General features: G+C 34.7%; 15 protein-coding genes. 14 read left to right on the forward strand and 1 reads right to left on the reverse strand.

Translation table 11 applies throughout. The features are described 5' to 3' along the window. Positions 1 to 68 precede the first annotated feature (68 nt). The 9 genes from CRO00_RS07940 (at position 69) to CRO00_RS07980 (ending at position 7,922) form a co-directional block, all read left to right on the forward strand. A complete protein-coding gene (locus CRO00_RS07940) occupies positions 69 to 386 on the forward strand; it encodes a PadR family transcriptional regulator (RefSeq protein ID WP_097073146.1) in 318 nt (105 codons plus the stop codon). Continuing rightward, positions 383 to 916: a DUF2812 domain-containing protein gene (locus CRO00_RS07945; protein WP_097073147.1), complete on the forward strand. Its 534-nt coding sequence runs from the start codon at positions 383 to 385 to the stop codon at positions 914 to 916. Before CRO00_RS07940 ends, CRO00_RS07945 begins: the two co-directional genes overlap by 4 nt. Positions 917 to 930: 14 nt before the next feature. Beyond that, complete coding sequence (locus CRO00_RS07950; RefSeq protein ID WP_097073148.1) at positions 931 to 1,830, forward strand: ABC transporter ATP-binding protein; 900 nt, start codon at positions 931 to 933, stop codon at positions 1,828 to 1,830. Beyond that, entirely contained in the window at positions 1,814 to 3,061 is a 1,248-nt protein-coding gene (locus tag CRO00_RS07955; protein ID WP_337189410.1) for an ABC transporter permease, read from the forward strand. The genes CRO00_RS07950 and CRO00_RS07955 overlap by 17 nt, the downstream gene beginning before the upstream one ends. A 123-nt stretch (positions 3,062 to 3,184) precedes the next feature. Further along, a complete protein-coding gene (locus CRO00_RS07960; RefSeq protein WP_097073150.1) occupies positions 3,185 to 4,219 on the forward strand; it encodes an ABC transporter permease in 1,035 nt (344 codons plus the stop codon). Between the two features lies 1 nt (position 4,220). Further along, entirely contained in the window at positions 4,221 to 4,916 is a 696-nt protein-coding gene (locus tag CRO00_RS07965; RefSeq protein ID WP_097073151.1) for an ABC transporter ATP-binding protein, read from the forward strand. A gap of 19 nt (positions 4,917 to 4,935) precedes the next feature. Continuing rightward, positions 4,936 to 5,616: a response regulator transcription factor gene (locus tag CRO00_RS07970; protein WP_097073152.1), complete on the forward strand. Its 681-nt coding sequence runs from the start codon at positions 4,936 to 4,938 to the stop codon at positions 5,614 to 5,616. Then, positions 5,613 to 6,992 carry a sensor histidine kinase gene (locus CRO00_RS07975; protein ID WP_097073153.1) on the forward strand — a complete coding sequence of 460 codons (1,380 nt, stop codon included), beginning with the start codon at positions 5,613 to 5,615 and terminating at the stop codon, positions 6,990 to 6,992. Before CRO00_RS07970 ends, CRO00_RS07975 begins: the two co-directional genes overlap by 4 nt. Before the next feature lie 315 nt (positions 6,993 to 7,307). Beyond that, positions 7,308 to 7,922, forward strand: a complete 615-nt coding sequence (locus tag CRO00_RS07980) for a transglutaminase-like domain-containing protein (protein ID WP_097073154.1) — start codon at positions 7,308 to 7,310, stop codon at positions 7,920 to 7,922. Positions 7,923 to 7,977: 55 nt separating this feature from the next. On the opposite strand, the gene CRO00_RS07985 is transcribed toward CRO00_RS07980, so the two are convergent. Further along, positions 7,978 to 9,702 (reverse strand): S-layer homology domain-containing protein, encoded by a 1,725-nt coding sequence (locus CRO00_RS07985; RefSeq protein WP_097073155.1) that lies wholly within the window; start codon positions 9,700 to 9,702, stop codon positions 7,978 to 7,980. Positions 9,703 to 9,897: 195 nt separating this feature from the next. Between CRO00_RS07985 and CRO00_RS07990 the strand changes: the two genes are divergently transcribed. The 5 genes from CRO00_RS07990 (at position 9,898) to CRO00_RS08010 (ending at position 16,063) form a co-directional block, all read left to right on the forward strand. Further along, a complete protein-coding gene (locus tag CRO00_RS07990) occupies positions 9,898 to 11,658 on the forward strand; it encodes an ABC transporter transmembrane domain-containing protein (RefSeq protein ID WP_097073156.1) in 1,761 nt (586 codons plus the stop codon). Then, on the forward strand, positions 11,651 to 13,420 hold the full coding sequence (locus CRO00_RS07995) for an ABC transporter ATP-binding protein (protein WP_097073157.1): 1,770 nt from the start codon (positions 11,651 to 11,653) through the stop codon (positions 13,418 to 13,420). The genes CRO00_RS07990 and CRO00_RS07995 overlap by 8 nt, the downstream gene beginning before the upstream one ends. A gap of 140 nt (positions 13,421 to 13,560) precedes the next feature. Then, complete coding sequence (rarD, locus tag CRO00_RS08000; RefSeq protein ID WP_097073158.1) at positions 13,561 to 14,487, forward strand: EamA family transporter RarD; 927 nt, start codon at positions 13,561 to 13,563, stop codon at positions 14,485 to 14,487. A gap of 105 nt (positions 14,488 to 14,592) precedes the next feature. Then, positions 14,593 to 15,222, forward strand: coding sequence for a GIY-YIG nuclease family protein (locus CRO00_RS08005; protein WP_097073159.1), 630 nt, complete (start codon positions 14,593 to 14,595; stop codon positions 15,220 to 15,222). Positions 15,223 to 15,352: 130 nt separating this feature from the next. Further along, complete coding sequence (locus tag CRO00_RS08010; protein ID WP_097073160.1) at positions 15,353 to 16,063, forward strand: cytochrome c biogenesis CcdA family protein; 711 nt, start codon at positions 15,353 to 15,355, stop codon at positions 16,061 to 16,063. The last annotated feature ends 44 nt before the right edge of the window (positions 16,064 to 16,107 follow it).

A 16,107-nucleotide genomic window follows, 5' to 3' on the forward strand; every position in this document is an offset into this window, starting at 1 on the left:
CCCCTGATATATTAAATATATCAACAGGCGATATATCAGTAGCCATTATATCGAGAGGTGATCATAAAATGAAACAAGACCTTCCACCGTTAACAGAAGGCGTTTATTATATTTTGCTGTCTTTATACGAACCACGACACGGGTATGGCATGATTCAGTTTACGGATGAAATGACAAGTGGCCGTGTGAAACTAGGGGCTGGTACTATTTATGGTGCGATTAAAACATTGCTGGATCGTGGATGGATAAAAGCTTTTGAAGAAGATGGGCGAAAAAAAGAATACATTATTACAGATAAGGGTAAAGAAGTTATTGAGTACGAAATTTTGAGATTAAGGGAACTTTTTGACAATGGTATCCGTATAACAGGGGGTAGTACAAAATGAATGAAAAGTTAACAAAATTTCGTTTCTTTTTGGATTATGAAAAAGAGGAAGATTGGGTAAATGACATGTCGAAACAAGGATGGCATTTAATTTCATTTAATTTTAACTATTTTACATTCGAAAAAGGCGAACCAGGTCAATATATTTACCGAAATGAAATGTTAAGTGGTTTAGGTGCGAAAGATCAATCAAAAGAGTATATCGAATTTTTGCAGCAATCTGGCGTGGAGCTTGTACAAAGACGGTTTAACTGGGCATATTTCAGAAAGAACACATCTGATGGTCCATTTGAACTGTATACAGATACTTCATCTAAAATAACGTATTTAAATCGAATTTATACACTATTTTTATTTTTGATGCTTGTGAATCTCTTATCTGCTCTAACCAATTTAACAGGTTTGTTCGATTATCAAATCATTTTGGGTAGTTGTAATTTGACAGTTGCCATACTACTATTCATTCCATTCGTAAAAGTTAAGAAAAGACGAGATCATTTAAAAAAGAATTTAGATCTTTTTAATGATTAGAAAGGAGTCAGGAAATGACATTATCACTACAACATGTTGTGAAGAAATATAAAGATTTCACAGCTGTAAATGACTTAAATTTCACTATTGGCAAAGGGGAAATATTTGGATTAATCGGACAAAACGGAGCGGGTAAAACAACGACGTTCCGAATGATTCTTGACCTACAAGACCAAACTTCGGGGACAATTACTTGGGAAGGGACACCGATTAAAAAAATTAATCGCGATTGGCTTGGTTATTTACCAGAAGAGCGCGGTATTTTCCCCCAAATGAAAGTAGAAGAACAATTATTTTTCTTCGGGCAATTACGAGGCATGGAAAAGTCGAAATTGAAAAAAGAGATTGATTTCTGGATCCAGCGTTTTGACTTAGAGGAAAAACGAAATGCGAAAGCCGAAACATTATCAAAAGGGAATCAACAAAAAGTTCAATTGATTGCAAGCTTCATACACCAACCAAAGTTTTTAATTTTAGATGAGCCATTTAGTGGTCTTGACCCAGTGAACAGAGATTTACTGAAAAACGCCATTTTATTGTTAAAAGAAAAGGGTATGACGATTCTTTTCTCAAGTCACCAAATGGATAATGTGGAAGAGTTGTGTGACCATTTATGTCTACTAAAGCGCGGTGTATCGTTATTTTCAGGTAGTTTACTAGATTTGAAAAAGCAATACGGGAAAACAAAACTTACGATACGTACGGATGTTTCAATAGAAGACTTTTCTAAAATGGCTGGGATAAAGGAAATCAAGAGAGATCGTGATGAAGTGGTCATTACATTGGTGGATGAATCCTATGCAAAACCAATTTTTGACTTTGTTTCAAATGGAAATTATATTGAAAAATTCAGTTTAGATTATTTATCCCTAGATGCAATCTTTAAAGACAAGGTAGGTGGAGATCTTGCGTAAATTTTCCATATTACTAAAACAACTTTATTTCCAAAAACTCCGCTCCAAAACGTTTATTCTTATGACATTACTATACATAGGGATTATTACAGTGGTTATGTTTTGGTCTGACATTAAAGCAATTTTTGTAAATGACGAAGCGATTGAAGTAGCGATTGTCAATGAAACAACTGTTGATTTAGCACCGATTTTTGCATCCAGTGATGATGTGAATTTTAAGTTCCCGAACAACGATGTGAAACCGTTATATGAACAGTTAAAAGAAGAAAAGTTAGACGCTGTTATTCATGTGACAGAAGAAAACAAAAACTTAAGTGCGGATATCGCGACTTATACGCCACTGAAACTAAATGACCAATCAACAATTTCTTCAATGCTTCAATATGCAGGGAAAATTTACGGGATTGGCCAACTAAATTTAACGGCTCAAGAAGCAGATCAAATATTAAATTCCGAACCAGTAATTACGATGACCAATTTAAATGAAACAGTTGCCGATGGGAAAAGTGAAGATCAGAAAGAAGCCGGAATGTTTGCTTCTTATGTGGCAGGGATTGTTATTTACTTTTTCATTATGGCCTTTTTATCTATGATTACGACGGATGTGGCAAACGAAAAGGGGTCTCGCGCGTTAGAAATGTTACTTGTTAGTGTGAAACCGAGTACCCACTTACAATCGAAAATCTTCGGTGTGTTTTTATTAGCACTAACTCAAATTGGCATCATTATCGCCGTATTACTGACTTATCTAGGCTTTATGGATGGTGGGGAAAAGCTAGATTTTATCCAATCTACTATTAATGAGCTATCTTTTGGATTTGTATTATATATACTAGGTTTCTTATTCCTAACAATTTTCTTATATTTAATTATTGGGGCATTGTTCGGTTCACTCGTTTCAAAACCAGAAGAAGCTTCCCAAGTAATGACACCAGCTGTGATGATTCCGTTAGTCGGCTTTTATGTGATGTTATCGGGAATTGGGAACCCAGATACATTATTAATTAAAGTGTTCTCTTATATTCCTTTAACATCGGGAATGGTAATGCCAATGCGTATTGGAGCAACTGACATTTCTCCAATCGAGCCAATCTTGTCATTTATCGTGCTCATCGTAACAGTTGTTGCCGGGTACATGTTAAGTTTATCATTCTATAAGCGAAGTGTATTAACATATAGTAGTGGTGGCATTATCCAAAAAATTAAAACGGTTTTAAAAGTGACAACTTAAAATTTAGTTTTTGAGAACTTTCTCTTTAGAAGGTTCTCTTTTTTATTTGTAATTTCTTGTTCATCGTCCGTTCATAAAAGAGATGTATTCTATGAATGTCAAAAAAGATTGGAGGAGTTAACAATGAACCTTGCGTGGAAAGAAATGAAGAGAAATAAAGTACGATTTTTGATATTAGGTTCAATTATTTTTCTTATCAGTTTACTAACGTTTATCATTTCAGGTTTGGCAAATGGCTTATCACAAGACAATGCTTCTTTAATAAATGATTTACCAGAAGGACATTTTTACATGAGTAAGGATGCTAACCAAACTTATAACTTGTCCCAGATTGAACCTGACATTCAAGAAAGTTTGATAACTAAACAAAGTGACACTATAGCACTCGCCATTCAAATGGGCTTTGTACATGATCCGCACAATAAACAACAAAGTGTAGCATTTGTAGCAGCAACTGATTCACCAATTTTTGATGAAGTGGAAGCTGGTGAGGTCATTTTGGATAGCTCCATGAAGGAAAAAGGATTAAAAATTGGAGATATCGTAACGAATACTCAACTAAGTGGCGATTTGGTAGTGAAAGGTTTTGTGAAACATAAGAAATTCAGCCATGCACCTGTCGCTTTGATCAATATAGAAGACTATAAAGAAATGTATCGAGTCGATAAAATGCAATTTATTTTCATACCCGGGGAACAATCTTCCGAAAAATTTAACGGATATGAATCATTTTCAAAAAGAGAGTTTCTTCAAACAATCCCAAGTTATAACGCAGAACAAATGTCTTTAAATATGATCGTTTGGTTTTTAGTAATCATTAGCGGAATGTTGTTTGCCATCTTTTTCTATATGATGAACGTTCAAAAGATTGGTTTGTACGGTATTTTAAAAGCAATCGGTTTAAAAACAAGTAAGTTATTCAACATGATGTGGACACAAATGATGTTGATTACTAGTTCTTCTCTAGTTTGTTCTATTGCTGCTAGTCAACTATTCAATGAAATTGCACCAGTAGAAATGCCTTTTCGTTTAACTATGAGCACAACTATACAATTGTCCCTTGTTTTTTTCTTCATAGGGTTTATTGGCGCAACGTTATCTGGAATACAAATTAAAAAGATCCAACCATTACAGGCAATCCAACAAGGAGAGATATAATATGTCGCTATTTTCAATTAATCAAATCAGAAAAACGTTTACAAATGGGGAGGTAGAGGAAGAAATATTAAAAGGAATTACGCTGACTCTAAAAGAAGGTGAAATCATCGCATTAGTTGGTGCATCCGGTTCGGGAAAAAGTACGCTACTTACAATAGCAGCAGGACTTCAAAGTGTAACTGATGGTCAAATCATTTTTGAGGGGAAAAATATGAGTGCGATGAATCAAGAGGAAATTCGAAAAATACGAGCAAGTCAATTTGGATTTGTGTTTCAATTTTCACACCTTGTTCCGTTTCTCACCGTTGAAGAACAACTACAGCTTATGTTAGATGTTTCTGAATATCAATTAAAGAAAGATGAACAAAAAAAGGAAGTTAATAGAATGCTGGAATTAGTAGGGATGAACCATCGAAAAAATGCCTATCCTTCTTCTCTATCAGGAGGCGAAAAACAAAGAGTTGCAATCGCACGTGCGCTCATTCATCAACCAAAAGTTTTATTTGCTGATGAACCAACTGCAAGTCTTGATTCTAAAAGGTCAAAAGAGGTTATATTATTAATTCGACAGTTGACGAAAGACTTAAACATTACTACGCTCATGGTGACTCATGATAAAGAAATGCTCGCCTTTGCTGATACTATTGTGAAAATGAGTGATGGTGTCATTGTGCATAAAAAAGAGTCGATTAAATAAAAAAACAGGAGTATGCAATATGACGAATATTTTAGTTGTGGATGATGATTGGAATATATTAAAGCTAGTGTCCATTCATTTAACAGAACAAGGATTCCATGTATTCAATGCAAAAGACGGAATAGAAGCGTTACATATTCTTAAAAGGGAAGTGTGTCACTTAGCTGTTGTGGATGTGATGATGCCTTTTATGGATGGCTATGCATTAACGGAGGCAATTCGAAAACAGTACAATATCCCGGTCATTCTTTTAACAGCTAAAAATCAAATCGAGGATAAAGAGCAGGGATATCAAGCAGGTACAGACGATTATTTAGTGAAACCTTTTGAACTAAAAGAATTAAGTTTTCGTATAAAAGCATTATTACGGCGATATGACCATCAACAGGATCCATCCATGATTCGTATAGGTAAAACGACAATTAATAAAAAAAGCTATGAAGTTCAAATTGGAGAAAAAACAATCCTCCTACCCTTAAAAGAATTTGAACTGTTGTATTTTCTCATGTCAAAACCAATGCAAGTGTTTTCGAGAGACTACTTAATTGAACACATTTGGGGCATAGATTATGAAGGAGATGAACGAACAGTGGATGTTCATATCAAAAGGCTAAGAGAACGTTTTTCTAAATTAACAGATGATTTTCAAATAAAAACAGTTCGGGGGGTTGGCTATTCACTGGAGGCACAGCGTTCATGAAAACACTTTACGTAAAATTTGTCGTGTTTACGATACTCATTATGATATGTAGCAGCATTTTAGCTTTTTTTATATCAAATGCTTATTATCAGCAAAACTTAAAACCTTACAACGATGAAAAAATCACAAATATCGCAAAATCAATCGTTGAGTATGCAAAAAAGCATCCAAAGATCGACTTAAATGAATACTTAGAAAATGTTTCTTCCATTGGGTACCAAATTTATATGATTGATCATGTTGGGGAAGATGTTTTTTGGGGAGCACCCTTTCGAGATAAAAGTTTGTCTAATGGAACGAAAGAACAAGTGTTAAACGGTGATATTTACCATGGCATTCTTCATTTTCCGCAACAAACATTTGTTACAGGGTTTTTTGCAAATGAATTAAAGAATACAATTGGTGTTCCATTAACTCATAACGGCAAACATTATGCGCTTTTTATCAGACCAGATATAAAACTTCTTTTTAATGAAATGCATCTATTATTTGGTTGGCTTCTAGTATTAACAATTGGTTTGAGTATTATGATTGTGCTTATTAGTACGAAATATTTAGTAAAACCTATTTCAAAACTAACATCTGCTACAACATCACTCTCCAATGGTAATTTTAATGTTGACCTGGATAGCAATCGTCGGGATGAGCTAGGGGAACTGTCCCAAAGTTTTTTACGAATGGCTAGGAAATTAGAACAAATCGATGATATAAGAAAAGAGTTCATATCCAATATTTCCCATGATATTCAATCTCCTTTATCAAATATTAAAGGCTATGCAGACCTTTTAGAAAATGAATCAATCAGTACAGAAGAAAAGAGGCATTATATTTCAATTATTCATGAGGAGATTGGTAGGCTGTCTACTTTAACGAAACAATTATTACTACTTGCCTCATTGGATCGAAATGATCATATTTTGAAAAAGCAATCATTCAATGTGGGGAATCAAATTAAGGAATTGGTCAAAACGTATCAATGGCAAGTAAGTGAGAAAGAGATTATGCTAAGCTATTCTTTACCTGATATTGAAATGATTGGAGACCCATCGTTACTCAATACGGTTTGGGATAATTTATTCATAAATGCAATTAAATATAATAAAACAGGAGGAAATATTGAAATATCTCTTGCAAAAAAAGGAGAGTCAATATTTGTAACGTTTACAGATACAGGAATAGGGTTAAAAGAGACCGAAATCGAAAGGATATTCGATCGATTTTATCGAGCTAATACTGCGCGGACAAGAACCATTGAAGGAACAGGACTAGGATTATCAATTGTTTGGACGATTGTGAGATTACATGATGGCCGTATCCAAGTGAATAGTAGAGAAAATGAAGGAAGTACGTTTATTGTGGAATTACCTGTTAACTGATAGATGGAACGATAAAATCGGATTGGCCTTTTGCTTATTGGTAGATAAGTTCTTCATCGTATTCGATTATTTATTGCCTGTATCAGTTTTTGGAGGACATTAATATTGATTTAATGGATAAAAGTGACAACTTAATAATTTCTTCAGATTGTAGACAAATTCAAGGGATAAGAGTTTGTTTGCAATCTTTTTTTCGAGCATTTTAGCTATTTTTTAGCAATTTTCAAAATTTTTGCTATTTAATACTAGTAGGTATATTAAACTAACTATATAATAGATGTAATAGTTAATAGATAACGTTCGGGGGTGTTTACTATGAATCTAATTGCAGAATCCATCGAAATTGGCAATTATTTAGAAGAGTTACCGGTTGTCAACTTTTCACATCATTTATTACAAAAAAGGGCAAAAACATTATTTTCAGACAATCAAAGTGATATCGAAAAAGTGAAAATTGCCTTTGAATTTGTAAGAGATCAGATTGCGCAATCTTTGGATATTGAAAGTCGTTATGTGCCATGCAAAGCTTCTGACGTGCTAAAATATGGCGAAGGGGTATGTTTTGCAAAGGCGAACCTTTTGGCAGCACTACTACGTTCTCAAACGATTCCAACAGGTTTTTGCTATCAGCGGTTACGAATAAAAAATATCACCGAAACACGTTTCGCCCTTCATGCGTTAAATGCGGTTTTTATTCCATCAGTGGGGCGTTGGATTCGACTTGATGCTCGTGGAAATAAAGTTGGTTTACAAAGTGAGTTTTCCATTTACGAAGAAAAATTACCGTATACGCCGGATGAATCTTTAGGCGAAATGGATTACCCGATTATTTATACAAAACCGAACATAGAAGCGATGGCTGTTTTAGAAAGAAGCACAGATGCACTTCAAATGTACCGTCATGATTTACCGTCTGTGATTAATCTTTAATAACGAAAAAATGTACAATTCAATGTGGATGAATTGTACATTTTTCGAGTTTATTTTATTCGTAGAAAAGATCTTCATTATATGGAGTTAACTCGTAGCCTTTAGCAGTTTTTGAAATAATATAGTAGTATTCATTTTCTGCTTCGTCTAAGATTAAAACGAGTGAGCCTTCTACTTCTTCACCAGTAGCAGTAGCTAAAATATTGCCATTACTTTGTTGTGTTAAGAAAACGTCTCCAAAACCATACATTTCACTTATCGTTACGTTTGCAGGTGCTTTTAATTCGAAGGAATACTTTTCAAAAAATCCATCCACTTCAGAAAGATTTAAAACACCATAGACATTTTTATCTTCATCAATAAGTAATACATACTTACTTTTCGAGAAATCGAAATTGTCTTTTGTTCCGTCCGTTTTAAAGAAAGCGAATATTTCTTCAATCGTTTTGTCGTCTTGGAATGCCGCATATTCCCAATTCATATCCGTTGATACTGGTAAATAGTAGAACGTTTTATTTTCTACTGGTAATCCTTTAAAAATAACGTCCCCACTGTTTGATAAATAATAGTTATAGTTTAACGAGTGGTTGTTTGCTGCTTGGTCGAGCACGATATTGCCTGCAAAATCAATGTAATATTGAACTTTTTCTGTTACGATTTCGTTATTTCTCATCCCGGTTAACGACAATGCCATGATTTCATTTACAGCAGTATCTTTTTTAATAGGAAGAACTGTACGATAGTTGTAATTCGTTGATAGTGGTTCACGATTCACAGATGTTACAGAAACGTTTGTAAATGAGTCCATCAAGAATGCTTGAGCAGGGATATTTTCCGTTAACGTATTTTTCTCGTTGTACACTTGTAATTGAGCGTTTTCGTTCAACTCAAAATCAAGACTTACAAAATGTTCGTTTCCGAATAAATCGGTTCCTTGAATATCAAGCCAATCCATAAATGTGTTCACTTCATCTGGCGCAAACTCACCCGAAACCGTAATTTTTGAAGAGGAGAAGTCGACATTTAATGATGTTTCGTCTAAATTTGTAATTTCAGAAAAGCTTGTGAATCCGTAATCTTTTGCGTTTATTGTAACAGTAGATTCAACCATTTCCGGCGCCATATATGAAATTGCTCTTGTTAAGAACGAAGCAAAATGCACACGTAAGACATTTCCTTTAGGATTGAAATTCGACACATTGGAAATGCCTAAAACATTTAGTGCATTCACTGCTTCTTGCGTTTCTGTTCTAGCCGTATATATATCTTCTACGTTACCTTCTTCGTAGTTGGCAATCTCCACTAAAGATTTTCCACGCATTGCCTCTGTTGCGCGGTCTAGTACAAGTGCCATATTTTCGCGTGTAATTTTACCTGAGCTATAAAGAGAGCCATCTGGTTTCCCATTAAAAACACTTGTTGATTTTACAACAGCCGCATATTTTAATAATTCTCGGTCTTTTATAGTAACAGGAAGGTCTGTGAAATATTGTTTTGTTTCCCAATCAGATGGAATTTCTGTAATGCCACTATTCACTAAAAAACGACCAAGCATTTTAACTACTTGTCCGCGGGTAATGGATTCTTTTGGAGAGAATGTTGTAGGTGATGTTCCTTTAATGATGCCTAACTCTACTAAGTTTAATATATCTTGTTGTGTTTCTTCAGGATAAATCGTAATATCAGTAAAATTCGTTGTGGCTGCATCAGCAGATTGGATAGAAATTGGTGCTACGATCGCTGCAATTGCACATGTTGTATAGAAAAGTCTACGTCGCATAGTGTTCTCCTATCTTTATATTATTGTAGAGTAATTTTAACACGGAAATTACTAGATTCCTATCAATCAAATAATGGCAATTTATTTCGTGTTATGAAATGTATTGCTTTCCCGTACGATTCATATTTGCTAAAATAGGTTGGTCATACTGAAATTTCCAAGTATATTGGGCAACGCGAAAGAAGGTGACACAACATGAGTGTTTTTTTGAAGTTAGATTGGTTTTTTAAAGAGCGGAAAAAAGAATATATACTAGGACTTCTCATGTTAACAATTGTCGGAATATTAATTCTTATTCCGCCGAAAATTATTGGTTATGTAATTGATGAAATTGGCTCAAGAACATTAACGACAGTATCCTTACTGAAATGGATTGCCATTATTATCGTTGTTGCACTAGTGATGTATGTTATGCGTTATTATTGGCGAATGATGATTTTTGGTTCTTCCAATTATTTAGCAAAAATATTGCGTGAAAAATTATTTTGTCACTTCACAAAGATGAGTTCGTCTTTTTATCAAGAACGTCGGATTGGGGATTTAATGGCCCATGCAACGAACGATGTGTCTGCGGTCCAACAAACAGCAGGTGCCGGTGTGTTAACTCTTTTTGACTCGATTGTTACTGGCGGATTTGTCATTGTTGCTATGGCATTTACGATTGATTGGCGTTTAACTTTCATTGCACTGATTCCAATGCCGTTTATGGCGCTATCTACTAGTTTTTATGGAAAACTATTGCACGAACGTTTTGGCATCGCACAAGCTGCCTTTTCCGATTTAAATGATAAAACACAAGAAAGTATTGCAGGAATCAAAGTTATTAAAACCTTTGGACAACAAAAAGAAGACATTGCCGATTTTACAAAGCTTTCAGAAAACCTAGTTTCGAAAAATATGAAAGTTGCCCGAGTGGATTCGTTATTTGATCCAACGATTAGTTTAATTGTGGGCATTAGCTTCTTACTTAGTTTAGGGTTTGGAGCGAAATTTATTGTGGATGGTGCGATGACGATTGGGGATCTTGTTGCCTTTAATACGTACTTAGGTTTACTCGTTTGGCCCATGCTTGCGTTTGGGATGCTGTTTAACATTATGGAGCGAGGGTCAGCTTCTTATGACCGCATTCATCAACTGTTATCAATTCCAGTTGAAATTGACGATAAAGTAGATGCTCTAGATACGCGTCCAGCAGGGGATATTATCTTTGCAGTGGATGATTTTAAGTTTCCTGGAGAACAAAAATCATCGTTAAAAAATGTTCATTTTGAGCTTAAGCAAGGACAAACGCTTGGGATCGTCGGGAAAACGGGGGCAGGAAAAACTGCGATTTTAAAACTGCTATTACGAGAATTTGAAGGGTATGAAGGAAAAATTATCTTCGGTCAACATCAAATTGACGAGTATAAAAAGTCGCGATTAAAAGAGGCAATTGGGTACGTACCTCAAGAACATTTTTTATTTTCAACAACTATTACTAACAATATCGCCTTTTCAAATATCGATGTAGAGCGAGAAAAAGTAGAGCATGTTGCAAAATTAGCTTACATTCATGAGGATATTTTAGCCTTTTCCAATGGTTATGAAACGATTGTGGGGGAGAGGGGAGTGTCATTATCAGGGGGACAAAAGCAACGTATTTCCATTGCGCGGGCATTGTTAACAAATCCTGAGTTGCTCATTTTAGACGATTCTCTTTCTGCGGTGGATGCGAAAACAGAAGAGGCGATATTGCAATCGTTGAAGAATGAGCGGCAACACGCAACAACGATTATTACATCCCATCGATTAAGTGCGATTGAACATGCCCACCTCATTATTGTGTTACATGAGGGGACCATTGTTGAAAAAGGGACGCATGAACAACTGATGGCTTTAAAAGGAAAATATTATGAAATGTACCAATTACAACAGTTAGAACGTCTAGTAGAAAAGGGGGGCGAGGCGGATGAATAATCAACCAACCTTTTCAAATAGAGAACAAACGAAAATTCTTTTAAGATTATTAAAATACTTAAAACCCCATAAAATATCTGTATTTTTCGCGTTATTTCTATTAACGTTAACGGTGATTGGGGATGTGTTAGGTCCTTATATTATAAAAGTATTTTTAGATAATCATGTGGCAGTATTAAACTTTGAAACAAAACCAATTGTCTTTCTTGCTGGATCGTATTTTGCGATCCAAGTGTTAAATGTATTTATTTCTTATTTTCAGTTGGTGAAGTTTCAAGAAATAGCGCTAAACGTTATCGGGCAGCTGAGAATTGATGTGTTTTCGAAAATTCATCAATTGGGCACTCGTTTTTTTGACACTACGCCAGCCGGATCCATCGTTTCTAGAGCAACCAATGATACAGAGGCAATCAAAGATCTATTTGTTTCGGTATTAAGTTCCTTTGTGCAAGCGGCCTTTTTGATAGTCGGTATGTATGTGGCGATGTTTTTATTAAATCCAATTTTAGCTTGTTTCGCACTACTAATATTGCCGCTAATAATAATGGTCATTTATATTTATCGAAAATATAGTTCGGTTGTATATATGACGATGCGGGAAAAGTTGAGTCAACTAAATGTTAAGTTATCGGAAAGTTTATCTGGGATGGGGATTGTGCAAGCATTTCGTCAAGAAGAGCGTTTCAATGATGAATTCCACCAAATTAATAATGAACATTTCCGTTCCGCAATGAACAATACGAAATTAAATAGCCTATTGTTAAGACCTGTCATTGATCTGATTTATTTTGTTGCCGTTGTTTTATTGCTGTCGTATTTTGGTGTTTCTTCATTTGAAACTGCCGTTGAAGTTGGGGTCATTTTTGCGTTTATAACGTATATTAATCGATTTTTTGAACCAATCAATCAGGTGATGGAACAATTAGCCTTGTTTCAACAGGCACTAGTTGCATCTTCTAGGGTTTTTGCCTTAATTGATGAAGAGGAACTAGAACCAGCGCAACAACAAACAGATTACGAAATACGTGATGGCTTCATTGAATTTAAAAATGTGACGTTTAGTTATGATGGGAAAACACCTGTATTAAAAAATATTAGTTTTACAGTGAACCCCGGGGAAACGGTAGCACTTGTCGGGTCAACGGGCAGTGGAAAAAGTTCGATTATTAATTTGTTAATGCGTTTTTATGAATTTGAGCACGGAGACATATTTATTGATGGTCATTCCATTAAGTCTTATAGTAAGAATGAACTGAGAAGAAAACTTGGTCTTGTCCTTCAAGATCCGTTTTTGTTTTATGGAACAATTGATAGTAATATCCGTTTGCACGATAAAAACTTAACAGATAAGGAAGTTCAAGCGGCAGCTCAATTTGTGCAAGCAGATCAATTTATTGAGCAACTGCCGGATAAATATAACCAGAAAGTGACGGAAAGAGGGTCTACTTTATCAAGTGGGCAACGGCAGTTGATTGCATTTGCTCGTACGATTGCGACAAATCCTAAGGTGCTTGTTTTAGATGAAGCAACCGCATCCATTGATACAGAAACCGAAGTGGCCATTCAAAGTTCGCTGGAAAAAATGAGAAAAGGGCGTACAACAATTGCCATTGCCCACCGTTTATCGACGATTCAAGATGCAGAGCTCATTTTAGTGATGCATAAAGGGGAAATTGTAGAAAGAGGCAATCATCAGCAGCTTCTTTCGCAAAAGGGTTTATATCACAAAATGTATTTATTGCAAAATGGTATCGTGGAATAACAAAGAAACACGTAATCTTTTTTAAGGTTACGTGTATTTTCATCATAATGGTACATGTGTTATTGAACAAAAATACATTTACTTCTATTTTTCCAAATACTATAATTTGCTTATCTCAAAATAATAAAGAAGGTGTCTTAATGAGGAATGAACAAAAGGGCATTCTCTATGCGTTTGGTGCATACGGAATTTGGGGATTGTTTCCTCTCTATTGGAAACTTTTAGACCAAGTAAATAGCATGGAGATTTTGTTAAGTAGGGTCATTTGGTCATTCGTCTTTACAACAATTTTTATTCTATTACTTAAACAAAAGAATCTTTTAATAGAAGATTTGAAGCTATTATGGAGTAACAAAAAAATCTTTTTGTCTCTTTTAGCTGCATCCTTTGCGATTTCTTGTAATTGGTATATTTATATATTTGCCGTAAATAACGGGCATGTGATTGAAACTAGTTTAGGATATTACATCAACCCGATAATTACCGTATTGTTTGGGATGATTTTCTTTAAAGAACGATTATCGAAAATGCAACTTTTTGCCGTGTTAGTTGCCTTAGTAGGAGTGGTCGTTTTAACAATCAGCTATGGCGAAATTCCGTGGGTAGCTCTTTTGCTCGCGTTTAGTTTTGCAACGTATGGAGCATTAAAAAAGAAAATTACTTTGAATGCGACGAGAGGTTTAGCCATTGAAACTTTATTTATTTTACCTTTCGCTTTGATTTACTATATTTATATTATGTTAACTAATAATATGTCATTCCTTCATGTATCGGTGCAAACAGATATTTTATTAATTTTAGCCGGGGTCGTCACAGCAATCCCACTTGTCTTATTTTCGATGGGGGCAAAGTTACTTCCACAATATTTAATCGGGTTTATTCAGTACATCACACCAACAACGCTCTTAATCTTTGGCATTGTTTTATATAATGAAACTTTTTCTACAATTGAATTTATTTCATTTAGTTTCATTTGGCTTGCCATCATTATTTTTACGATTTCAACGATTATTGAAGCAAGGAAACGACATAATATCCGGCATGAAGTAGCAAATGTTGAAATTTAATAGAAATTTCTAGTTGTATGAAAGAGGATTCTAGAAAGTTTTGTAGAATATAATTTTATTACGTGACATTAATATAGTTTTATATAAGCAAGGGGGAGCTTACAAATGTACGTAAAATTAGGGGATAAAGAATTTTGCTTTCACAAGTTAGAACTAGAAATTCTTGATACGGGGATCAAGGATACATTTGCAAAGTTTGATAAGAAAACCATGCGCGAACTACTTCGCCATCGAAGATACGAGGGGTTGAAAAGTCAATTTCATGGAAAGTATGAACAATATTTAGACATACCAGCAGGAAAAGCGTTATATAATTTAAAAAGCAATGGGGACCCTTTCTATAAACAGTTTTTAAATAATTATGGAGATTTAACGTATTCCCATTTTGCGGTGAAAGGAAATGAAACGCTGTTAAACAAAACTGGCGTTTATACCATTGTAGTCGATGATGAGCTTGTGTTTACTGGCGTTTGTGCAAATTCATTTAAATTGAGATTTAACCAACATATTGGGAATATTTCACCAAAATGTTGTTTTAAGGACGGCACTGCAACACATTGCCATATAAATGCGAAAATAACGGATTTATATGAAAAATCAAAAATTCAATTTAAAATTTGTCCGATGAATAATTTGGATGAGATGAAGCAAGTGAAAAATGCGATTATTAACCGATTTGAACCGATTTGGAATATTCGATTTAGCAGTAGAGAAGAATCCTACATTGGCAGTTAAATTCTACGTACATCAAACAAACTTCACATTCACAACACATATTTGTCAATAAAAGTTCACAAGCCAATCCTACACATTGTTTCAATAAATTTGGTACGATGGAGACATTAATTGTAAGGAGAATCTCACCATGAACACAGATATTAATGTCTTTTTAGCATTTGGTGCAGGTTTCTTAAGTTTTATTTCACCCTGCACGTTGCCGCTCTATCCTGCTTTTCTGTCCTATATTACAGGAATGAGTTATGATGAGTTGAAAAATGAGAAAGGAATGCTACAAAAACGGGCAATTTTACATACGTTATTCTTTTTAATTGGGTTTTCAATTATCTTTATTGCAATCGGTTTTTCCGCATCATTAGCAAAAGAATTTTTCATTGGATATCAAGACTTACTCCGACAAATTGGTGCCATTTTAATTGTGGTTTTCGGGTTAATGATTGTAGGCTTACTTCAAATTGATTTTTTAATGAAAGATCGCAAAATTCAATTTAAAAACAGACCTTCTGGATATTTTGGGTCAGTTTTAATTGGTATTGCCTTTGCTGCTGGGTGGACGCCTTGTACAGGGCCAATCTTAATGTCGATTATCGCATTAGCTGGTACAAACCCAGAATCTGGCCTTGGTTATATGCTTTCTTATTATTTTGGGTTTGCCATTCCATTTTTCATATTATCCTTCTTTATTTCAAAATTAAGCTGGATTCGCAAACACAGCCAGAAAATCGTCAAATTTGGTGGTTATATCATGGTTGCTGTCGGAATTCTTTTATTCTTTGACGGACTTGATTATATTATTCGTATTCTATCCCCAGTTTTCGGTGGGTTTACTGGCTTCTAATGATAAGCTAGAGAAAAATAAATTGTCTTATGATTATTAAAAGG

The organism is Ureibacillus xyleni (assembly GCF_900217795.1).
GTDB lineage: Bacteria > Bacillota > Bacilli > Bacillales_A > Planococcaceae > Ureibacillus > Ureibacillus xyleni.